The 18,647-nt window shown below is 63.9% G+C and carries 28 protein-coding genes and 1 tRNA gene; 18 read left to right on the forward strand and 11 right to left on the reverse strand.

Features of this window, described 5'->3' with window-relative positions; translation table 11 throughout:
- Positions 1 to 14 precede the first annotated feature (14 nt).
- Both ASG62_RS24740 and ASG62_RS24745 read right to left on the reverse strand, forming a co-directional pair.
- Complete coding sequence (locus ASG62_RS24740) at positions 15 to 560, reverse strand: hypothetical protein (protein WP_056697433.1); 546 nt, start codon at positions 558 to 560, stop codon at positions 15 to 17.
- Positions 561 to 563: 3 nt separating this feature from the next.
- Positions 564 to 968: a hypothetical protein gene (locus tag ASG62_RS24745; RefSeq protein ID WP_056697431.1), complete on the reverse strand. Its 405-nt coding sequence runs from the start codon at positions 966 to 968 to the stop codon at positions 564 to 566.
- 176 nt (positions 969 to 1,144) lie between these two features.
- Here ASG62_RS24745 and ASG62_RS24750 point away from each other — a divergent pair.
- Positions 1,145 to 1,219 (forward strand) — tRNA-Gly (locus ASG62_RS24750).
- A gap of 99 nt (positions 1,220 to 1,318) precedes the next feature.
- On the opposite strand, the gene ASG62_RS24755 is transcribed toward ASG62_RS24750, so the two are convergent.
- The 9 genes from ASG62_RS24755 to ASG62_RS26895 form a co-directional block, all read right to left on the reverse strand.
- A complete protein-coding gene (locus ASG62_RS24755; RefSeq protein ID WP_056698711.1) occupies positions 1,319 to 1,522 on the reverse strand; it encodes a helix-turn-helix transcriptional regulator in 204 nt (67 codons plus the stop codon).
- Positions 1,519 to 1,710 carry a hypothetical protein gene (locus tag ASG62_RS24760; RefSeq protein WP_056698707.1) on the reverse strand — a complete coding sequence of 64 codons (192 nt, stop codon included), beginning with the start codon at positions 1,708 to 1,710 and terminating at the stop codon, positions 1,519 to 1,521. Before ASG62_RS24760 ends, ASG62_RS24755 begins: the two co-directional genes overlap by 4 nt.
- On the reverse strand, positions 1,707 to 1,916 hold the full coding sequence (locus tag ASG62_RS24765) for a hypothetical protein (RefSeq protein WP_056698704.1): 210 nt from the start codon (positions 1,914 to 1,916) through the stop codon (positions 1,707 to 1,709). The genes ASG62_RS24760 and ASG62_RS24765 overlap by 4 nt, the downstream gene beginning before the upstream one ends.
- Positions 1,913 to 2,509 carry a hypothetical protein gene (locus ASG62_RS24770; RefSeq protein ID WP_156382357.1) on the reverse strand — a complete coding sequence of 199 codons (597 nt, stop codon included), beginning with the start codon at positions 2,507 to 2,509 and terminating at the stop codon, positions 1,913 to 1,915. The genes ASG62_RS24765 and ASG62_RS24770 overlap by 4 nt, the downstream gene beginning before the upstream one ends.
- Positions 2,506 to 2,994, reverse strand: coding sequence for a hypothetical protein (locus ASG62_RS24775; protein WP_056698699.1), 489 nt, complete (start codon positions 2,992 to 2,994; stop codon positions 2,506 to 2,508). The genes ASG62_RS24770 and ASG62_RS24775 overlap by 4 nt, the downstream gene beginning before the upstream one ends.
- A 17-nt stretch (positions 2,995 to 3,011) precedes the next feature.
- Positions 3,012 to 3,149, reverse strand: a complete 138-nt coding sequence (locus ASG62_RS26890; protein ID WP_156382358.1) for a hypothetical protein — start codon at positions 3,147 to 3,149, stop codon at positions 3,012 to 3,014.
- Positions 3,146 to 3,448: a hypothetical protein gene (locus ASG62_RS24780; RefSeq protein ID WP_056698696.1), complete on the reverse strand. Its 303-nt coding sequence runs from the start codon at positions 3,446 to 3,448 to the stop codon at positions 3,146 to 3,148. Before ASG62_RS24780 ends, ASG62_RS26890 begins: the two co-directional genes overlap by 4 nt.
- 159 nt (positions 3,449 to 3,607) lie before the next feature.
- Positions 3,608 to 3,820 (reverse strand): hypothetical protein, encoded by a 213-nt coding sequence (locus ASG62_RS24785; RefSeq protein ID WP_156382359.1) that lies wholly within the window; start codon positions 3,818 to 3,820, stop codon positions 3,608 to 3,610.
- A gap of 263 nt (positions 3,821 to 4,083) precedes the next feature.
- Positions 4,084 to 4,719, reverse strand: a complete 636-nt coding sequence (locus ASG62_RS26895) for a helix-turn-helix transcriptional regulator (protein ID WP_156382360.1) — start codon at positions 4,717 to 4,719, stop codon at positions 4,084 to 4,086.
- A gap of 295 nt (positions 4,720 to 5,014) precedes the next feature.
- Between ASG62_RS26895 and ASG62_RS24800 the strand changes: the two genes are divergently transcribed.
- From ASG62_RS24800 to ASG62_RS24875, 17 genes are all read left to right on the forward strand, one after another.
- Positions 5,015 to 5,218 carry a hypothetical protein gene (locus tag ASG62_RS24800; protein WP_056698686.1) on the forward strand — a complete coding sequence of 68 codons (204 nt, stop codon included), beginning with the start codon at positions 5,015 to 5,017 and terminating at the stop codon, positions 5,216 to 5,218.
- A 3-nt stretch (positions 5,219 to 5,221) separates the two neighbouring features.
- Positions 5,222 to 5,497 carry a hypothetical protein gene (locus tag ASG62_RS26900; protein WP_156382361.1) on the forward strand — a complete coding sequence of 92 codons (276 nt, stop codon included), beginning with the start codon at positions 5,222 to 5,224 and terminating at the stop codon, positions 5,495 to 5,497.
- Positions 5,451 to 5,879: a hypothetical protein gene (locus ASG62_RS24805; protein ID WP_057180634.1), complete on the forward strand. Its 429-nt coding sequence runs from the start codon at positions 5,451 to 5,453 to the stop codon at positions 5,877 to 5,879. Before ASG62_RS26900 ends, ASG62_RS24805 begins: the two co-directional genes overlap by 47 nt.
- Positions 5,880 to 5,915: 36 nt before the next feature.
- Positions 5,916 to 6,164 (forward strand): DUF2312 domain-containing protein, encoded by a 249-nt coding sequence (locus ASG62_RS24810; RefSeq protein ID WP_056698678.1) that lies wholly within the window; start codon positions 5,916 to 5,918, stop codon positions 6,162 to 6,164.
- A gap of 20 nt (positions 6,165 to 6,184) precedes the next feature.
- Complete coding sequence (locus ASG62_RS24815) at positions 6,185 to 6,619, forward strand: DUF2116 family Zn-ribbon domain-containing protein (RefSeq protein ID WP_320409406.1); 435 nt, start codon at positions 6,185 to 6,187, stop codon at positions 6,617 to 6,619.
- Entirely contained in the window at positions 6,616 to 6,897 is a 282-nt protein-coding gene (locus ASG62_RS24820) for a hypothetical protein (RefSeq protein WP_056698675.1), read from the forward strand. The genes ASG62_RS24815 and ASG62_RS24820 overlap by 4 nt, the downstream gene beginning before the upstream one ends.
- Positions 6,894 to 7,256 carry a RusA family crossover junction endodeoxyribonuclease gene (locus ASG62_RS24825; protein WP_056698673.1) on the forward strand — a complete coding sequence of 121 codons (363 nt, stop codon included), beginning with the start codon at positions 6,894 to 6,896 and terminating at the stop codon, positions 7,254 to 7,256. The genes ASG62_RS24820 and ASG62_RS24825 overlap by 4 nt, the downstream gene beginning before the upstream one ends.
- On the forward strand, positions 7,253 to 8,161 hold the full coding sequence (locus ASG62_RS24830; RefSeq protein ID WP_056698670.1) for a hypothetical protein: 909 nt from the start codon (positions 7,253 to 7,255) through the stop codon (positions 8,159 to 8,161). Before ASG62_RS24825 ends, ASG62_RS24830 begins: the two co-directional genes overlap by 4 nt.
- On the forward strand, positions 8,161 to 8,751 hold the full coding sequence (nusG, locus tag ASG62_RS24835) for a transcription termination/antitermination protein NusG (RefSeq protein WP_056698667.1): 591 nt from the start codon (positions 8,161 to 8,163) through the stop codon (positions 8,749 to 8,751). Before ASG62_RS24830 ends, nusG begins: the two co-directional genes overlap by 1 nt.
- A gap of 1,245 nt (positions 8,752 to 9,996) precedes the next feature.
- Entirely contained in the window at positions 9,997 to 10,650 is a 654-nt protein-coding gene (locus ASG62_RS24840; RefSeq protein WP_244487674.1) for a putative metallopeptidase, read from the forward strand.
- A gap of 23 nt (positions 10,651 to 10,673) precedes the next feature.
- Positions 10,674 to 11,174, forward strand: a complete 501-nt coding sequence (locus tag ASG62_RS24845) for a DUF2280 domain-containing protein (protein WP_057180636.1) — start codon at positions 10,674 to 10,676, stop codon at positions 11,172 to 11,174.
- 853 nt (positions 11,175 to 12,027) lie between these two features.
- A complete protein-coding gene (gene terL / locus ASG62_RS24850; protein WP_057180637.1) occupies positions 12,028 to 13,575 on the forward strand; it encodes a phage terminase large subunit in 1,548 nt (515 codons plus the stop codon).
- Positions 13,572 to 15,512 (forward strand): hypothetical protein, encoded by a 1,941-nt coding sequence (locus ASG62_RS24855; RefSeq protein ID WP_056695711.1) that lies wholly within the window; start codon positions 13,572 to 13,574, stop codon positions 15,510 to 15,512. The genes terL and ASG62_RS24855 overlap by 4 nt, the downstream gene beginning before the upstream one ends.
- Positions 15,513 to 15,589: 77 nt before the next feature.
- Positions 15,590 to 15,742, forward strand: a complete 153-nt coding sequence (locus ASG62_RS24860) for a hypothetical protein (protein WP_156382362.1) — start codon at positions 15,590 to 15,592, stop codon at positions 15,740 to 15,742.
- A gap of 2 nt (positions 15,743 to 15,744) precedes the next feature.
- Positions 15,745 to 16,905: a hypothetical protein gene (locus tag ASG62_RS24865; protein ID WP_056695715.1), complete on the forward strand. Its 1,161-nt coding sequence runs from the start codon at positions 15,745 to 15,747 to the stop codon at positions 16,903 to 16,905.
- A 12-nt stretch (positions 16,906 to 16,917) separates the two neighbouring features.
- Positions 16,918 to 17,898, forward strand: coding sequence for a phage major capsid protein (locus tag ASG62_RS24870; RefSeq protein ID WP_156382363.1), 981 nt, complete (start codon positions 16,918 to 16,920; stop codon positions 17,896 to 17,898).
- A 104-nt stretch (positions 17,899 to 18,002) separates the two neighbouring features.
- Positions 18,003 to 18,647 (forward strand): hypothetical protein, encoded by a 645-nt coding sequence (locus ASG62_RS24875; RefSeq protein WP_056695721.1) that lies wholly within the window; start codon positions 18,003 to 18,005, stop codon positions 18,645 to 18,647.

The following is an 18,647-nucleotide window of genomic DNA, read 5'->3' on the forward strand; positions in this document are numbered from 1 at the left end:
GGCGGGAAGCGGGGTCAGGCCGCAATCCGACGATCCGTCGTGACGCGGTCCCGCAGCTGCGCTCTGGCGACTTCGCTACTAGCCCAGCCCCAAATCTTCATCTTGCGGCTCGGCCGTCCGGTTCTGGCATCGGTTCCACCGCCACCACCTTTGCCTAGGATCTGCCAGCCGTCGAAGCGATAGAGGTCGCCAGAGTGCAAGGCTTCGTCCTGATACGAGACTGCTACCGTCCGCCCGTGCATTAAAGCGATCGGTGGGAACACAAACTCCCGCCATAGGCGGAGCATCGGGCGACAAAGGTCAGGACGCGACGCGCACAGCCTAACAAGCTCTACGGCTTCGTCGCGCCGGATACCAGTTTGGCCCACGACTTCACGCGCTGTCTCTCCCGCAGCTGTAACCGCTACGGGTTCGCCATGTGAGAACAGGGCGTGGTGGGCTTCAAAGGTGTAGGTCGGCCGCGAGTAGACGCCCATGCGGTGGCCCCATGCGACCAAAAGCCGGTTGAGTTCGCGTCGGTCAATCGTTTCGAGATGCGCGATTGGCGGTAGGAAGTCCATCTCTCAGCTCCCCTGCGGATGCACGGGAGAGGCGGACAGAATGGCGTCGATGGCAGCAATCGCCTTATCCTGCGGCGTCCTGCCATCGCCGGGGTACGTCGTAACATTGTAGCTCGTGCGCAAAGCCTCGCGTGCCATCTCCAAAGCGGCCGTCACATTTGGCTCGACCCACCCTGCGGCTTGCTGAAGCAGCGTCGCAGCCTTGAGCATGAGGTCTCCGTTCGTCGGGTTGTCGTCGGGATGATCCACATGCCGCGCCTGATGGCGAAGATCGCTGATTAGGTTCTCAATCTCGGTCGGCTTGCGAGGGTGGAGGGAGCACCGCCACGGCTCGTCATGAGCCGCCGCGAAGCAGACGCCAGCCTCCTCGCATCCCACGCCCATGTCGCAATGCTTGTCCGCGCTCACTTCGCTTCTCCCAACGAGAGAGGGGAGGCGGGAAGGGCGAAGAGCGATCGTGGTAAACCCGTGGTAAACCCGGCTCCACGGTCTACCACGGTACGCCGTTCGTTCTCACGCGCCTCCGAAGCCCTTTCGCCCTGCTTGCGCTCAAACCCCTTGTGCGCTAGGGCTTCGTCGTGAGCGCGGGCGTAGTTCAGCGGTAGAACGCCAGCTTCCCAAGCTGGATGTCGTGGGTTCGATCCCCATCGCCCGCTCCAACGATTTCATAACGTTAGATCTGAATTGATTCCTGCCCCATCATGGTTTGGACGGGTATTGGACGGATAGGGCAGGACGAGAGCGAACGTCGATGAACATCAGGCCGCTGATTGACGGTCGATGTAGCGCTGAATTTCCGCTTCTCTCCAGCGCTTCATTCGCATTCCGAACGTGATGGGCTTCGGGAACGCGGTCGTTCTCTCCAGCTTCCAGAGGGTGGTTCGGCCGACCTTCATCAGCTCGCAGACTTCTGTCGTCGATAGCAGCGCGCCGGCCTGGACGGGTTTGGACGCCTCGGTCACTTCGTCTGTTCCTTCTCATGTCGGAGCAGCGCGAAGCGCAGCTCGTCCGCCTTCCGAATCGTTTCTCTGGAAATCAGTCCGCCGTTGCCGCCTCGGCCGGCGATGCCGCTGTCGTCGAAGGTGATGGCGGCGACGAGATCCTGCGCCGCGTCGATCAGCTCGTGTCTGACGGGGGAGGGGTTTGTCACGGGTATTCCTCCAAGGCTTCCCGCACCTCGGCGACCGTCATGTCGCCCTCCACCTCGCCGAGAAACCGCATGATCCGGTCGCGGTGTTCGTTGTGCTCGCGCTTCGTCGGTCCGCCGATCTGCCGCGCGGCGCTGGGTTTCCTCCCGCTTGGCGTGGTCGCCTCCAGGGCCTCCCAGACATCGGGCCACTCTCGAACGCCGCTCACACCCGATCCTCCGGGTGGCCCGGCACGATGCGCGGAGGTGTCGCGGGGGCCGGGGCGAGGCCGGCCGGATCGCGAAAGCGGCCCGCCTTGGCCGGGTCGGGGGCGTAGACCTTCCCGTCCATGCCGTGCCACGTCAGGCGGCCGGCGTGATGGTCGAGCAGATCCGTGTCGATCGCAGACAGGCTGCCATCCATGAACGCCGGCAGCAGCTCGGGCCGATCGGCGAGGAAAGAGACGATCTGGCCGGCGGTCTCCAGCGAGCCGACGCCGGCCTGCCATGCGATGTTCTCGGCATAAGCGACAATCTGCGCGATGGTCACTTGTGCGGCCGGCCCGAGCCAACTCCGCAGCATCGCATTCGCCGCCCGAAGCGCCTCGACCTCCTCGGTTTCCGGCTCGGCCGCCTGCCGTTCGCGGAGGCTCCCGACGATCTCGGTCGCCATTGCGAGGTAGCCGTCAGGCTCGGGGAAGCTGCCGCCGTCCTCAGCAACCCAATGGGCTCGGATGTGGCGGGTAACGATTTCCTGCACCGTCGATATCGCGCCGACATCAGAGCGTGACGTGGTTCCGAATGCTGGATCAGACGAGGTCATGGCTTCATGCCCTCCATGTTGCGCGTGGCGGCAAACATCCAGACTTGCGCTTTTCGATCGATGTCGCGATCGAGCGCCCATTGAAGCGTCACGGCGTTGAGGCGTTCGGCGAGATCGTTCCAGTCGTCGCCCGTGACACTGTCGAAGACCGGTTCTCCGCTGTCCGGGTCGCCGTTTTCTTCGTTCCACTCTTCGAAGAGGTCGCAGAGCCCGCCGCCGTCGAAGCCTTCCAGCAGGGCCATTCCCTGACGCGCTTCTGTGATGAACGCCGCCTCGTGATCACGGGCCGCCGTTATCGCCTCCTCGCGCGTTCCAAAGCTCTCGTGGAAGCGCTCGCCGTCGCCGATCCACCACTTCCACGGCGTCGAAGCGCGAACGGCCGGCATGGCGGCGGCTGTCGTTGCAGGCGGAACGGCCAGTGCGAGTGCTTCCCCGGATGGGAGCGCGCCGACGAAGGCCATGGCCGGCACGGCGGCGCTGCGCATCAGGAATGATCGGCGGTTCATGCGCAGCAACTCCAGAGGACGACGCCGGCCGGCGCCCAGACGAAGACGAGGGACAGGAGCAGGCCGAAGCCGACGCCTCGGCTCTCGGCGGACGGATCGACCAAGGTGGATGGGGAGGGCAGGCGGGGCGTCATGCCGCCACCATCGCGCGGGCGCAGCTGAGGCCGCCCTTCGCCGCCCATGCGGCCATGATCTGCGGGGAGCCCCAGCAGTCGTTCGGGCATTCCCAATCGAGGAAACGGACGAGGTCGACCAGGAAGAGCCGGTGCTCCAGCCGGCCGCGATAGACGGCGGCGGCGAGGTCGTTGGAGAGGACACCCTGCAGAAACTTGCCGGGCAGGGTGCCGCCCTCGATCCAGGCGCGGACCTCGCTCTGAAGGTCGGCCGGGAAGGCGGAAAGCTTCGGCTCGAAATCGGGACCGAGCGCCTTCAACGGACGAGCCCCGACATGGCGGCCAAGGCGGCCGGCGCCGCGGTCAAGCCGATGAATGCGAGGAGCGCGCCCAAAGCAATGTGGTTGCCGATACGGCGGATCATGGAAGTCTCCCGAAATGGGAGCGGGCCGGCGATCCGAACCCGCGAAAGGGGTGGATCAGGCAGCGCGAAGCTGGTCGACGGCGACGCCACCGGAGCGCCCCGTGATCTTGATGACCACCTGCCCATGACCGAGAGCCCAGGGTTCCGACTGGACTTCGGATTCCTCGAAATGCTGCTCGCCGGAGAGCGGATAGAACTGAACCTTCGTGCCGATCGGAAAGCGCCGGAAGGCTTGGGCGAGGGTCATGCGACGGATTGGGGGTGTCATCTAGCTCTCCATCGATCGACATCGGAGACGTGATCTATGGAGTACCGTTAAGTCGGATATTTCCGACCGTCAATCATTTGGTAGGAAATATCCGACTTTAACGATGCGGAATTGTCGCGCGGAGGCAGGGCCGAGCTAGAGGTTCAAAAGGGTGGATCAGGTCTTTTTCGATGCCGGCGGGGGCGCCTTGGCTAACTGGATCTTGCAGTTGTCCTGCGGGACCTGTCCTCGATTGCCTGCAACCAATCTTTGATTTGGCGAAGTCACCCCGGCTTGGTCCAGTCGATCTTCGCCACCCATTCGACCGAAACGTTCTCGATCGTAGGATAGGCAGGGTTGATGCTCTCAAGATCCCACTCGTCTTTGGTCGAGGAAGCCCGCAACGTCTTTACGAACAGGCGACCGTCCATCAGCTTAACGATGCAGCGCTTGTTGATCATGTCAGCTGGTGGAAGCATTTTTGACCAATAGATCAATGTCCCGTCCTCATAGACGGGCATCATCGAAAGTCCTTTGACCTCTGCCGCAAAAGTCTCGTCGACGGCTCCTGGAGGTGTTTCAACCAATCCCGCGTCTCCGTCGCCCGTTTCTACGATCTCTCCACCGTCTCCGATGTAGCCCTTTAACCGTGTACCAATCGTGAGCAATTGTGCGTGTCTCTCAGGATTAGGCAAAATAAGCAGTGGCGTTTCCTCTTCGCCCATCAGCCAGCGTGGAGTAGTTCTAAGCGCGTCAGCAAGTTTTTTAAGTCCGTCTGCTCTTACGCTCTTCTTTTTACCTACCAAAATATCAAGAATGAAATTGCGTTCCAGTCCGCCCGCAATGGCCGTTTCGACAGGTCCTTTCTCAAGGGCCGCCAAACGTTCTTGGACACGGTCTTTCAAATTATCAGATCCCATGTCGGATTTATCCGATGCGTCCAACGGGGATGCCAGTCGGAATTAAGTCGGATTCTCTCTTGTTAAGTCGGAAATATCCGACTAAATCGGAGATTATGAGCGAGCTAGAAGCCTTCCGACATGAAGTCGAAACCTTCCTTCGGACCTACAACTGGTCGCCGACGCGCTTTGGGCGTGCGGCCGCAAAAGATCAGATGTTCGTATTCCAGTTGCGAACGGGGCGGGAGCCGAGGTCCGGCGTCCGCCACCGCGTTCGTTCCTTCATGGAGCAGGCTGCCTCTGACGAGGTGGCCGCATGATCTCCGCGCTCGATCAGGCCGAGGCAGACCGCGCCTATGCAATCTGGATCGCGGGAGATCGCCGGCCGGAGCCGCAGGCTATGGCGGACGAACTGAACTCATGTCGTCCTCACGGCGTGTCGAAGCTTACGCCCGGCGACGCCGTCCTGATCGGCCTCGCCGAATGGCGCCGCCGCCGTGCCGAGGCGGGGTGGTCGTGAACCATGGGCCGCCTCGATCCTCATCCTGTTTTGGCGCTGCCCGATGAGGCGCTGCCGAAAGTAATCCCGATCCCCGCGGTTGGCGCCGCCGGGATCGTCGGCGGGAGCGTTGGCGCGCGTCCCGTCGAATGTGCCCTCCTGCAAAGGGTCTTTGCAGTCGTCGAAGAGGTCGGCCTGTCGTCGATCACCGTGTCTGGCCCGCGTCTCCATGCCCCTGAAACTGGAGCATGGAATGCGCGAGTTCTCGGCACGATCACCCAAGATCTTGGAAAACGGTGAGGCCATGCAAGCGGGAGCGCTCGCCTCGTCCCTCATCCGCCGCGCGGCCGGACCGCGCGGTCACGACGAACCCCTGAAAGCGCTGTGGCACCGCCTCTACGAGGCCCTGCGACGCCGCAACGACCAATGGACCGAGCGGCGCGTGCGCGCGCTCTGGGCCGGTGAAGCCCGCCGGATCGAATGGGACGAGATCATGGATCTCGTCGCCGTCGCCGAGCTGCAGGAAGCAAGGAGAAGCCATGCCGAATACGTCGCGGAAACGGCTCGGGTGGCGGCGCTTCGTGTCGCTGCTGAGACGCTTGCATTGGGCGGAGCGGACCCGGCGTGCGGGCGCTGCGATGGCCCTTTGGCTGGCGCCCGAGCTTCGCCCCGAGACGCCTGACGAACAACGCATCCGCACGGCGGAAGGGGACGACCGATGAGCGTTGCCGAGACCAATGTCGCCGCCGACGAGCTGCGGGCCTTCATCGAGCGCATCGAGCGCCTGGAGGAGGAGAAGAAGACGATCGCCGAGGACGTGAAGGACGTCTACGCCGAAGCGAAGGGCCGCGGCTACGACACCCGCGTCCTGCGCAAGATCGTCGCCATCCGCAAGCAGGACCAGAACGAGCGCGCCGAACTCGACGCCGTTCTCGAACTCTATCTCCAAGCGCTGGGGATGCAGTGATGGGAGCGCTAACGCACGGAATGGCCGACGAGCGGGTCGGCGTCTGTCGTGGCGCCTCGCGACACTACGGCGCCTGCGAGGCGGCACAGTCCGTCGAAGCGGACGAACGCCGTCCCGTCGCCATGACGACGGCGCGTGTACACGCTTGCGCCGAGTGCGGAGAGGCAGCGCCGGCCGCCGCGGAGTTCTGCTCGCCAGCCTGCCGCCACACCTTCAACAACCGCCGCCGTCTGCGCGGGGCGGAGCTGTACGACCTCTACATGGCGCACCGGTTCGAACGGCCTCTCGCGAAGGTGCTGGGTCTGTTGCAGGCCATGAACCGGCTCGCCTCGAACTATCGGGCGGAAGACGCGCTATGGCGGGCCGGGCGCAAGTCATGGCGGGCGCCGCAGGATGTCCTCGCAACGCGACCGCATCTGAAAGCGAAGCGCTGGTTCGTGAGGGCAGGGCGATGACGCCGTGTCCGAACCGGCAGCTTATCGCGCAAGATTCTGGCCGCCTCTCGGCGCGTGCGAAGCGCGTTGCCGCGAAGTGCAAGGGTGGTCGCGTCTGCAAACAGTATGTGCCGGACGAGCGTACAGGTCGGGGCGCCTTCTTCTTTCTGGAGCATGGCGGCGCCCCACTCGATGCGGAGGGCTGCGAGGAGTTGATCCGCAAGGGTATGCTGCGGCCGGCCGGCGACGCGCTGTTCCCTGATGCCTCTTCGCAGACGTTCGAGGTTGCCGGGGCATGACGTCGATCGTTCGCATCACCATGCCTTTTCCACCGAGCCTGAACGGCGTCTTCCCGACACGGGGCAACCGGCGCGTGCCTTCGCCCGCCTATCGTGCATGGCGGGACGAGGCGGGGTGGACAATCAAGGCGCAGCGGCCGGCGAAGTTCACGACGCCAGTCCATGTTCGCATCGACCTGATGCCGCCGGACGGCCGGCGTCGCGACGTGGACAATCTCGCAAAGGCGCCGCTGGACGCTCTCGTCGCTGCGGGCGTGCTGGCCGACGATAGCCTCGTCCGCCGCCTTTCCATCGGCTGGGTTGAGATCGGCGAGCCTTGCGTTGTCATCGTGTCGCCCTGGGAGAGCGCCCAAGGATGAGCAAACAGCCCTGGCTCAAGTTCTATCCTGCCGACTGGCGGGCCGATCCTGCTTTGCGCATGTGCAGCCTCGCCGCGCGCGGTCTCTGGATCGAAATGCTGGCGATCATGCACGAGGCGGAGCCGCGCGGGCATCTGCTCATCAACGGCAAGGCCGTGTCCGTCCGTCACCTCTCTTCGCTGGTCGGTGCGAGCGAGGAGCAGGTCGCCGATCTCATGTCCGAGCTGGCGGAAGCGGGCGTCTATTCGGCCAAGCGGAACGGCGTTCTCTATAGCAGGCGCATGGAAAGAGACGAGAATAAGTCGAGAAAACTTCGAGATAACGGCAAGTTGGGCGGGAATCCAAGCCTTAGAAAAGAAACGACAATCGAGGGTTTGGATAACCAAGGGGATAAGGCCCAGAAGCCAGAAGCCAGATACCAGATACCAGATAAGGAAAAAGACACCCCCGCCGCCCCTGCGGGGCGTCGCCCCCCAAGGGGGGCGCGCAGCGGGCTGACGATTGGGACGAGGGTCGATGGGTTCGAGCCGGACCTGTCGGTTGCGACCGGGCTCGGCCTGACGGCGGAGCAGGCTCGCCTTCAGAGCGACCAGTTCCTCGACTTCTGGCGCGGCGTTCCTGCCGATCGAGGCCTCAGTGCCGATTGGCCGGCGGCTTGGCGCCGATGGGTTCGCGAGCAGCTTCGGAGGGACAATCTCAAGCCGGGCAGCGGCGGCGTGCGCTCGGCATCTGGCGCCGCGACCGGCTCGGCGATCCCCTACGCCGAACGGCTGCAACGCAACCGCGATCAGCAGCGCCGCCAGCAGGAGGCGGACGTCAGCCCTGACGTGCCGCTGACCCCGGAGCAGCAGGAAATTATGGACCGCTTTCGGGCGAAACGGCGGGCGAAGGAGGCACTGCAGTGATGGCAATCGAAGAGACCGCTCGGCCCGTCATCGCCGAAACTTCAAGTCGAGCGCTGGACTGGTTCGTGGTGCGCACGAACCCGAATTGCGAGGACCGCGCGGTCGCCTCCATCCGCGAGGCCGGTTTCGAGGCGTACAAGCCGGAGCGCCGGAAGGAATACCAGCACAACCGTTCGAAGCGCTGGATCGAGCGTACCTTTCCGCTCTTCGTCGGCTACGTGTTCCTTGGGCTGCCGGCCGGCCGGCCTCATCAGTTCGGCCGCATCCGGCTTTGCGACGGCGTGAAGATGATCCTCGGGAGCAACCCGCGCGACCCGCGCAGCCGGCCGATCGCCGTTCCGTCCCGCCTGATCGCGGAGTTGCTGGAAATGCAAGCGGCCGGCCAGTTCGACGACATGAGGGCGCCCATCGCCGCGCCTCACGACTTCGTGGAGGGGGAAGTCGTGACGCTTGTGACAGGCGCGCTGGCGAAGCTTCAACTCACTGTGGCGGACCCCGCAGGCAGGGAGCAGATCATTGTCCTAGGCGAAATGTTCGCTAGCGTAAGGGAACTCGGCGTTGCTGCCAAAAAGCTAAGGCGAGCAGTTTAATAAGATATCATTCCTGTTGGTGTTGACGGCATAGGGGTGTTCGCCTAATCAGATCATCGTGATTGTCTCCGACCGTGCGGGATTGAGTTCGCCGCCGGGAGACCGGGAAGAGCTTCACGGCTTCCCATCCGGCTTTCTATGGGGCTATCGCGCTGGCGATCTTGGTAGACGCTGTGGGATAGCGTGATGTCTTTGGCAGGATAGCTCAGATCGGTAGAACGCGCTGGTGTCATAATCGGGAAATCGGGCCTTCAATTCGTCTTTCCGCAACTTACTCTGCCTGAACAACCCATGTTCGTCGCTCGCACGGTAATATGTTTACTACAAGAATGCTTGCAGCAGTCTTTGCCAGCGCCTCCGACTTAAAACCTGGAATTGTTGAATTAGACATGCTGAGCATTCGAATTCGATGATTATTTTCGACTTCAAACATCGCAGTCGAGATAATGACGGTAAACATATCGATTCCTCTTCGTTCTTACCTATTAAATACATAGGCGTACACATCAACGTCTTCTCAGGGTGGGGCGTTCGCTATTGCGGCGGAAGCAGTTCAACAGCTTGCCGCCGCAACTATCGGGAGTTCAGCGCGCCCGCTGAACGTTGCGCTGTAGCGAGATCAGACGTCAGGCTGCGTGAGGTCTGAACCACGGAAACGGCCACGGGAGCGGCATCCCGTCGTCAGGTGTCTGAACGCTGGCCGTGACTACCGAAGCTGACGTCTCCGGTAGCATCGCAGTTTCGGAGTTGGTCGAACTGTGAACTCGGACGCCTAACACCCAATCCGGAATGGGAAGCTGGAGCGAGGCGGGAATGGACGCGAAAGCTTCCGTCACCATTGTTCCTGGGCGAGGGGGCTCCGCGGTGAAACTTAGGTCGAGAATTCCGTCCGCCGGGGGCGCGATGTACATCCACGGAGACAATTCACCGCCGCTCCAACCGCCTGTATTCACCATCCCCTTCGCTTCAATCTTTAGGCTCTTTCCTCCAGTTTCTTGCTCGACGGAAACGCGAACTTCGGAAACGCTGTAGACCAAGACGCGCATTTTATCCTCCGGTTGCTGTGACAGGCCAAAGTTTGCATGACTGATCGTTCGCCTCAAGGGGTATCGACTGGAAGTTTACCGAAAGGAAGTTTGCCTCCTTCAACGTGGCCTTCTGCAAACAAGGCTGAGCTCTGCAAGCGTCATCACGACCGGTAGAAGCAGCGGTAGGAGGCGCGCGTGAACGCAAGGTCGAATGTCCATGGCCGTCGTCTCCCTCCCGCTCCTGTGCCGGCCCGCGCCACCTCCCGAGTTCTGCCGCCTTGACGGTACAACGACGGACCGGCCGTTCGGCCCTGCGCTAGAACTGGAGGAATGGGCAAGGGCGACCTTCATCGCCGGCGATGGCATCCTCGCCAATCCCGACCACCAGCACCTTCAGCATGCCGAGATCGGGATGCTGTGGTGCGCGGCCCCAAACGCCCGGCAGATGATGGCGGTGGTCGGGCAGGCGGAGACGGGCGTCTTTCGCGGCGCTCGCTGGCAGAAGGCCCGGCAGGAACAGCAGATGGTGGAATGGTTCGGCCTCGTGCCGGACTTCATCGTCACCTTCCATGCCGACTATGCAGCCGAGTGCGACGACGCCTCGTTCTGTTCCCTGGTCGAGCATGAGCTTTACCACTGTGGGCAGGAGCGCGACCCTTACGGCAGCCCGAAGTTTCGGAAGGACGGATCGCCGGCCTTCACGCTTCGCGGCCACGACGTGGAAGAGTTCGTCGGCGTGGTCGAGCGCTATGGCGTCGGCGCTGCTGCGGGCAAGACGGCCGATCTGGTGCGGGCGGCGAACAGGGGGCCGATCGTCTCGGTTTCGCTGATCCATGGCGCTTGCGGAACCTGCGGGAGGCGCGTCGCCTGACTTGATGGGTTCTTGATAGACCGATGGCGAAGGGCAAGCTGACGGACGAGGTCCGAACCCATATCGTTCAGGGACTTGCGTGCTTCGACAGCCCGTCCGTCGTGGCGGCCTCAGTCAAGAAAGAGTTCGACGTTACCGTCTCACCACAGGCGGTCGAGGCTTACGATCCGACGAAGCGCGCTGGCCGGAACCTCTCGGAGAAGTGGCGCACGCTCTTCGAGGCCGCGCGGACCTCCTTTGTGGAGGACACGGCGCGCATCGGGATCTCCCATCGGGCGGTCCGCCTCCGCGCCCTCCAACGCATGGCGGAGAAGGCGGAGGACATGCGCAACCTCGCGCTCGCGGCCCAGCTCCTAGAGCAAGCGGCGAAGGAAATGGGCGAGGCCTATTCCAACCGCCACCGGCTCGAACACACCGGGAAGAACGGCGGGCCGATCGAGCATGCGGTCAGTGCGAAGGACATGACGGACGATGAACTTGCCCGTATCGCCTTCGGCGGCAGCGGCGGAGCTTCTGCGGCGTAGGTGAGCGCGGGAAAGCCGGATCGGGATACTTCCAGATGCGGCGTGGCCAGCTTGATGATGTGTACGCCGCCGGGCTCGGCCAAGAGCGTCCGTGCCGAAGCTGAAATACGGCAGTTCAGCGAAGCTTAGACCTCTAATCAGATCGGGTAGTTGGCTTCTGGCGGAGGATTTGTCTCCCATTCAAGCGGCACTATATCCTCTCCATGACGGACAAAGAACCACTCCATGAGGATGTAGCAACTAAGTCTGAACCTACGACGAGGGTCTTGTAGAACACTAACAAGATCGGGAACGCCCGCGCGATACTGTACGTGAGGTGGATCGATTTGATTTCCTGGCGAAAAAACTTGATCGGTTAGTGAATCAAAGCCTCTCTCCACTATGAAATTAAGATCACGACAATAAGATGAGACTGGTTCGTCTGAATATGATCCAATCTCGATGTTGTGCGCAAATCTGTTTCGAATTTTTCCAATTAATATTACGTCACTATGCACCAAATCATTTATTAAGCCGAGCTTTAATGCAGAGTCGCATAGAGTTCCGTATTTTCCAACCGGTTCCACTATGCCAGATAATACATTGTCGCAATATTTAGGTTCATTTCGTATCTTTCTCTTCGTAATATTTCGAAGGGCCATCTCGATTGCCGTGGCGCACACGATGGCATCGGCTCGATCGGCTGACCCGATGTACCGCTCGAAATTGAATGGGTTCACGGCAGGGCGTTTCTTGGCCATTGGCTAAAATTTTGCTCCTATATCAACCGCGAAAATCGCCATTCCTTGACGAATATCTGATTGATATGGCGGGTCAATATTCCTCGCTGTGTCCGCGAAGGACATGACGGACGATGAACTTGCCCGTATCGCCTTCGGCGGCAGCGGCGGAGCTTCTGCGGCGTAGGCGAGCGCGGGAAAGCCTGATCGGTTTCAGTCAGGCGATCGAGATCCCCGGCAAGCCGGTGGAAGACGACGAGGACGAGGAGCATTTCGCCAGCCCGGCGGCGATCGAGACGGGCGTCGCCGATCATCACCGCCTTCTGATGCGGGCCTTTCAGCGCTGCGTCGAGACGCGGCACGGCCGGCTCATGATCTTCATGCCGCCGGGCAGTGCGAAGAGCACCTATGCCAGCGTCGTCGGCCCGACCTGGGCGATGGGGCGGCGGCCGGCCTTCAAGGTCATCGGCGCCAGCTACGGTTCGGACCTCTCGCGCAAGCTCGGCCGGCGCTGCCGCTCGATCGTGAAGCAGAAGGGCTATGCCGGGCTCTACGGCGCGTCCCTGTCGAGCGAAAGCGCGGCGGCCGACGAATGGGCGCTGACGAACGGCTCGGAATACATGGGCGGCGGCATCCTTTCGGGGATCACCGGCAACCGCGCCCATCTGCTGGTCATCGACGATCCCGTAAAGGGGCGTGAGCAGGCGGAAAGCCCGACGATCCGCAAGAAGACGATCGAGGCTTATCAGGATGATCTGAAGACGCGCCTCGTGCCGGGCGGCTCCATCGTCCTGATCCAGACGCGCTGGCATGAAGAGGACTTGGCGGGCTCGATCCTGCCGGAGGGCTATGACGGGCAGTCCGGCGCGATCATGTGCCGGGACGGGCAGGTCTGGGAGGTCATCTGCCTCGCCGCGAAGGCGGAGCGGGACGACGATCCGCTAGGCCGCGCGGCCGGCGAATATCTGTGGCCCGACTGGTTCGATCGTGAGCACTGGCGGCAGTTCGAGACGGTGCCGCGCACCTGGGCTTCGCTCTACCAGCAGCGGCCGGCGCCCGATGCCGGCGACATCTTCAAGCGGGAGTGGCTGAAGACCTACGAGACGCTTCCCGAGGGCTGCCGCTTCTATGGCGGCTCGGACTACGCGGTGTCGGACGACGGCGACTTCACGGTCCACGTCGTCGCGGCCTTCGATCGCGACGGCAACCTCTATGTTCACGACCTCTGGCGCGGAAAGGGCGATCCCGAGACCTGGGTCGATCCGCTCCTCGACATGGTGGAACTGCACAACCCGCTCGGCTGGGCGGAGGAGACGGGCCAGATCAACAAATCGGTCGGGCCGTTCCTTCGCCTGCGGATGCGCGAGCGCAAGGTGTTCTTCGCCCGCGAGCAGATCGCCTCGACGACGGACAAGGTCGCGCGGGCGCGCTCGTTCCAAGGCCAGATGGCAAGCGGCAAGGTCTTCTTCCGGGCCGGCATGCCCTGGCTGCCCGATCTCGTCTCCGAGCTGATGGTGTTCCCGAATGGGCGCCATGACGACCAGGTGGACGCGATCACGAAGCTGACGCAGCTCCTCGACCGCATGCGCGGCAAGGCGGCCCCGGTCCGCGACGACGCATCTAAGAACCCCTTCCTCGCGAAGAACGCCTTCGCCCTGAAGACCCCGAAAGAGCGCCTGTGACGACTGAACCCGAACCGACCGGCCCGGAGGGCGTGAGCCCGACCCGCTGGCAGGAGCGCATTTCCGATGCGACCGGCGTCGAGCGCAAATGGCGCGACGCCGGCCGCGAGGTCGTGAAGATCTACCGGGCGGAGAAGACGGCCGATGGCAGCGCGGGCCGGGGTCGCTTCAACATGCTCTTCGCCAACACGTCGATCCTGTTCCCGTCCGTCTACCAGCAGCCGCCGCAGGCCGACGTCCGGCGCCGCTTCCAGACGCCGGACGCCATGGCCGACGCCGCCTCGACGATCGTGCAGGGCGCGCTCAACTCGGCCTTCGACGCCGGCAACCTCGATGCGGAGATCCGCCGGGCCGTGCAGGAGGTGCTTTTGCCGGGCCGTGGCACGATCCGCGTCCGCTGGGCGCCGGTCGTTGAGGAACAGCCCGTTCTCGACCAGATGGGGCAGCCGATGGCTGGCGAGGATGGGAAGCCCGTCACCGAGCCCCGGAAGGTCTGGGAGGCCCTGGAGTTCGACCACGTCTATTGGGAGGACTTCGTCCATGAGCCGGCGCGGCGCTGGCGGGAATGCACCTGGGCGGCCTTCCGGCACTACCTGACGAAGGCACAGGTGGAGAAGGAGTTCGGTGAGGATGCCGAGATCCTGGCGAAGCTGAAGGACGAGGCCTGGAGCAAGGGCGCCTTCGTCTATGCGCCGGCCGAAGCCGGCGAGGCCTCGACCAAGGCGACGAAGTCGGGCGAGCCCCGCGCCCTCATCTGGGAGTGCTGGGACAAGGACCGGCGCGTCGTCGACTGGATCATCCCCGGCAACGACCCGGTGCTTCTGCGCAGCGACGAGGATACGCTGGAGCTGGCCGGCTTCTTCCCGTGCCCGGAGCCCATGACCTCGATCTCGACGACCGAGAGCATGGTGCCGGTGCCGGAATACGAGATCTGGCGCGACCTCGCCGCAGAAGTCGCGCGCATCACCGAGCGCATCGACGCGATCATGAAGCGCATGAAGGTGCGCGGCATGTACAACGGCTCGATCGAGGAGCTGGCGGAGGTTCTGGACGGCGTGGATGGGAAGATGGTCGCGGTGTCCGGCGTGGACATGGAGGCGGCCATGTCGACCAACGTCTGGATGATCCCGCTCGACATGCTGGCGAACGCGGCGATTGCGCTCTACGGCGCGCGAGAGCAGGCGAAACAGGCGCTTTACGAGGTCTCGGGCATTTCGGACGTCCTGCGGGGTGCCTCGAACCCGAACGAAACCGCGACGGCGCAGCGGATCAAGGGCAATTTCGGCACGCTGCGCATCGACGACCGGCGCCGGGGCCTCTCCGCCTTCCTGCGCGAGCTGACGCGGATATCGGCCGAGATCATGGCCTCCAAATTCGCCGGAACGACCCTCGGCATGATGTCGGGCAAACAGGTGACGCCGGAGATCGAGGCCTATCTGCGCAACGAGGCGCAGCTGATGTGCCTCGTCGACATCGAGACGGACTCGACCGTCGCGGCCGACCAGGCGACGGAGCAGGAGGCCTCGCAGACGCTCGTCGCTGCGATCGGCGGCCTGATCCAGACCTTCGGCCCGCTCGTCGCGGACGGCACCGTGCCGAAGCCCTTCCTCGTCGAAATGATGAAGATGATCCTGAAGCCCTTCAAGGGCTCGCGGGACCTCCTCGACATGCTGGGGCAGATGGCGGAGCAGGCGGGCCAGCAGCCGCCCGAGCCGCCGCCGCCGGACCCTCGTGCCGAGGCCGCGAAGGCCAAGATGGAGATCGACGGGGCGAAGGCGCAGCAGGATATGAAGATTCGGCAGGAGGAGCACGGCGCCGACATGCAGGAGCGTCAGGACAACATGCAGATGCGGCAGATCGAGTTCCGCGCCGACATGGCGGAGCGAAGCGCCGAGATCGAGGCGGCCCGCGCGCTGCCGTTCGGGGGTGTGATGTGAGCCGGTCGGTCTACGTTTTGCGCGACGGGAAGCTCGTCGAGAAGTCCAAGGCCCTCCGATCGGACGGGCCTTTTTTCATGCGCGACATCGATCCCTACGAGAGCCCGATCACGGGCGAGACGATCACGTCGCGTTCCCAGCGCCGCGAGGAAATGAAGCGTCACGACTGCATCGACGCCCGCGACCTCAAAGGCACGCTCCTCGCCAACGGCAAGAGACATCGAGGCTGACCATGACCCTGAAGACCACGACCGCGCTCGGCGCGGGTTCGATCGCGTTCGCTGCCGGCGCACAGGCGCCCTTCGGCTTCGGGCACCGCCCGCGCTTCTTCTTCCAGGCGCCCGGCGAGGGCGGCGGCGATGCGGGCGGGGATGGTGGTGCGGACACGGGCGGCGACGCGGGCGGCGATAACGACGTCACGGTCGACAGCGCTTTGACCGAAGCCTTCGCCGAGATCGCCGCCGGCCAGTCAGACACCAATTCCGACACGACGACCGCGCGCCCTGACGCCGCTGCGGCCGAGGTCGCCAAGAACCCCAACGAGACGCCCGCCGCCGCAACTGACCAGGCCGCCGCGACGCCCGATCGTTGGACCGCAGAGGAACAGGCCGAGTTCGCCAAGCTCCCGCCGGAGGCGAAAGCCCTCGTCGAGAAGAAGGTCGCCGCGATCGAGGCCGACTACCAGCAGAAGGCAGAGGGCAGCGCGGAGGCGGTGAAGCTCGCCGAGGAGGTTCGATCCGTCGTCGATGCCGACTTCCAGCGCAAGCTGGACGAGAGCGGAATGACGGTCGGGCAGGGGGTGAAGTACCTCGCCGACCTCGAACGCTTCGCCAACAGCCGGCCGGCGGAATATCTCGCCTTCGTGGCCCAGCACGTCCAGAAGATGGGCGTGGACGTCATGAAGGTGCTGGGGCTCTCGGGCGCCCAGCCGGCGGCAGGCGACGACGCCTTCCAGGACCCGCGTGTCGGGCAGCTCGAAGAGCGGCTCGGCAGCCTCACGACACAGATGCGTGAGGACGCCCAGCGGCGCGCCCTGGACGCGGCGGGACAGACCATCGCCGGGTTCCGGGACGCCAAGGATGCGTCGGGCAATCCTCTTCGCCCGCACTTCGCGGACGTCGAGAACGACATGGCGGCGCTGATCCGCGCCAATCCGAAGATGGACCTCGACAAGGCGTACGAGGCCGCCGTCTGGAGCAATCCGGCGGTGCGCACGAGGCTGCAGGAGGCCGATCGGGCGGCGGCGGCTCAGAAGGCTCGGGACGATGCGGCGGCGGCTCAGAAGGCCATCCGCTCCAACGTGCGTCCCGGCACGCGCTCCATGCGCCCGTCGCAGCAGGTCGACACGGTCGACGACGCCGTGGATCAGGCTTTCGCCGAAATCAAACGATAAGGAGCCAATACAGTGGCAGCACTTTCTTCCGACGTGCGCGCGCAGCTCGTCGCGCTCACGATCTCCAAGTACAAGCGCAAGTTCTACGACAACATCCTCGGCTCCAACATGCTGTTGGCGACGCTGGACAAGAAGGGCAGGGTCACGTCGGTCGACGGCGGCAACGACATCCGTGGTCAGATCATCATGGATACCGAGCTGTTCGCCTGGTACGAGGGCACCGACCCCCTGACCCGTGCGCAGAAGAAGACGATCGGCGACGCCGCCTATTCGCCTGCGCAGGCCGCCGCCTCGATCACCCTGACGGGTGAGGAGACGGCCAAGAACAACGGCGAGGCCGCGATCAAGAAGCTGATGCGCGGCAAGGTCATGAACGCCGAGAACACGCTGAAGACGAAGATCAACGACGCGCTCTATCGCGACGGCTCGGTCCCGAAGTCCTTTGTCGGCCTCGACGCGATCGTCGCCGCCGATCCGACCACGGGCACGGTCGGCGGCGTGAATGCCGCGGCGAACGTCTGGTGGCGCAACAAGACGCTGACCGTGACCCTGACGGGCGCGGCCAATGCCGACGAGCGCTATCGCCGTCTGAAGCAGGGCATGAACACGCTCTACCGCAAGACGTCGAACGGCACCGAAAAGCCCGACATCATCACCCTCGACGACGAGACCTTCGGCACGTTCGAGGACGGGCTTCAGGAGAACCAGCGCTACACGGACGCCGGAGCCGCCAAGCTCGGCTTCGAGGCTTATCGCTTCAAGGGCGCCTCGGTCGTCTCCGAAAGCGACGGCTCGGCGCACCCGACGAACGGCGGCTTCATGCTGAACACGGACTATCTGAACCTCGAATATTACGAGGGTCGCGGGTTCGAGCCGCTGGACCTGCCCGAAAGCACGCCGGACCTCGACGCGGTGACGAAGCACATCGCCTTCATGGGCGCGCTCACCTGCTACAACCGGAGCCGGCAGGCGCGCCTCGTCGTCGTCCGCTAAGCCGGACCGATCCGACCCTTCTTTGCAGAAAACGCAAAGAACTCTCAGCCGCCGCGGGGCCTCTCGCGGCGGCTTTTTCACGCGCTCCAGCCAAAGGCGAACCCATGAGCAACCCGAAATTCTACGACCGCGCCACCGACACCGGCCAGACCGGCGAGGACGGCAAGGCCGTCTATCGGCTCGCGACCTACTTCCTCTATCAGGTCGACGCCAACAACACGGTCGATCGCGAGGCCCGGCAGGAGGACTTCGACCGCTTCCCGGTCGAGTACGGCGTCTACGACCGCACGCGCCAGCCGGACGCGGACGGCTTCCCGCTCGCCGCCTGGCCCGGCATCAACGCGGCCGACCGGCAGGGCCTTGCCGATCGCGGCATCTTCACCGTCGAGAAGCTGGCGGCGACCGACATGGCGCGGGCGCCGAGCGATCTGCGCGAGGCGCAGGAGAAGGCGAAGGCCTTCCTCGCCAAGACCAGCTCGGACGGGCCTAAGCTCGCAGCGCGCATCGCCGAGCTGGAAGACGAGAATGCCGGCCTCCTCGACCAGATCGCCGACATGAAGAGCGCGATCGACGACCTGAAGAGCGATGCGCAGGCGCCCAAGCTCGCAGCGCAGGTCGAAAAGCTGAAGGGCGAGGCCGAAGCCCTCCAGGGTGAAAAGAGCAAGCTGGCCGACGAGATCGCTGGCCTGCGCACCGCAAACGAGACCCTGACCAAGGACCTCGCCGCGGCCAAGAAGCCGGCGCGCTGA

The sequence above is a fragment of the Aureimonas sp. Leaf427 genome, from assembly GCF_001425485.1.
GTDB lineage: Bacteria > Pseudomonadota > Alphaproteobacteria > Rhizobiales > Rhizobiaceae > Plantimonas.

Excerpts from the sequence above, each read along its gene's own strand:
- ASG62_RS24820 (WP_056698675.1), top strand. The coding sequence starts at position 6,616 with ATGACGCCGTGTCCGAACCGGCAGCTTATCGCGCAAGATTCTGGCCGC.
- ASG62_RS24810 (WP_056698678.1), top strand. The coding sequence starts at position 5,916 with ATGAGCGTTGCCGAGACCAATGTCGCCGCCGACGAGCTGCGGGCCTTC.
- ASG62_RS26890 (WP_156382358.1), bottom strand. The coding sequence starts at position 3,149 with ATGACGCCCCGCCTGCCCTCCCCATCCACCTTGGTCGATCCGTCCGCC.
- ASG62_RS24775 (WP_056698699.1), bottom strand. The coding sequence starts at position 2,994 with ATGCGCAGCGCCGCCGTGCCGGCCATGGCCTTCGTCGGCGCGCTCCCA.
- ASG62_RS24800 (WP_056698686.1), top strand. The coding sequence starts at position 5,015 with ATGATCTCCGCGCTCGATCAGGCCGAGGCAGACCGCGCCTATGCAATC.
- ASG62_RS26895 (WP_156382360.1), bottom strand. The coding sequence starts at position 4,719 with ATGGGATCTGATAATTTGAAAGACCGTGTCCAAGAACGTTTGGCGGCC.
- nusG (WP_056698667.1), top strand. The coding sequence starts at position 8,161 with ATGGCAATCGAAGAGACCGCTCGGCCCGTCATCGCCGAAACTTCAAGT.
- ASG62_RS24875 (WP_056695721.1), top strand. The coding sequence starts at position 18,003 with ATGAGCAACCCGAAATTCTACGACCGCGCCACCGACACCGGCCAGACC.
- ASG62_RS24740 (WP_056697433.1), bottom strand. The coding sequence starts at position 560 with ATGGACTTCCTACCGCCAATCGCGCATCTCGAAACGATTGACCGACGC.
- ASG62_RS24770 (WP_156382357.1), bottom strand. The coding sequence starts at position 2,509 with ATGACCTCGTCTGATCCAGCATTCGGAACCACGTCACGCTCTGATGTC.
- ASG62_RS24860 (WP_156382362.1), top strand. The coding sequence starts at position 15,590 with ATGCGCGACATCGATCCCTACGAGAGCCCGATCACGGGCGAGACGATC.
- ASG62_RS24840 (WP_244487674.1), top strand. The coding sequence starts at position 9,997 with ATGGCCGTCGTCTCCCTCCCGCTCCTGTGCCGGCCCGCGCCACCTCCC.
- terL (WP_057180637.1), top strand. The coding sequence starts at position 12,028 with ATGAACTTGCCCGTATCGCCTTCGGCGGCAGCGGCGGAGCTTCTGCGG.
- ASG62_RS24815 (WP_320409406.1), top strand. The coding sequence starts at position 6,185 with ATGGCCGACGAGCGGGTCGGCGTCTGTCGTGGCGCCTCGCGACACTAC.
- ASG62_RS24825 (WP_056698673.1), top strand. The coding sequence starts at position 6,894 with ATGACGTCGATCGTTCGCATCACCATGCCTTTTCCACCGAGCCTGAAC.
- ASG62_RS24845 (WP_057180636.1), top strand. The coding sequence starts at position 10,674 with ATGGCGAAGGGCAAGCTGACGGACGAGGTCCGAACCCATATCGTTCAG.
- ASG62_RS24785 (WP_156382359.1), bottom strand. The coding sequence starts at position 3,820 with ATGACACCCCCAATCCGTCGCATGACCCTCGCCCAAGCCTTCCGGCGC.
- ASG62_RS24805 (WP_057180634.1), top strand. The coding sequence starts at position 5,451 with ATGCGCGAGTTCTCGGCACGATCACCCAAGATCTTGGAAAACGGTGAG.
- ASG62_RS24830 (WP_056698670.1), top strand. The coding sequence starts at position 7,253 with ATGAGCAAACAGCCCTGGCTCAAGTTCTATCCTGCCGACTGGCGGGCC.
- ASG62_RS26900 (WP_156382361.1), top strand. The coding sequence starts at position 5,222 with ATGGGCCGCCTCGATCCTCATCCTGTTTTGGCGCTGCCCGATGAGGCG.
- ASG62_RS24865 (WP_056695715.1), top strand. The coding sequence starts at position 15,745 with ATGACCCTGAAGACCACGACCGCGCTCGGCGCGGGTTCGATCGCGTTC.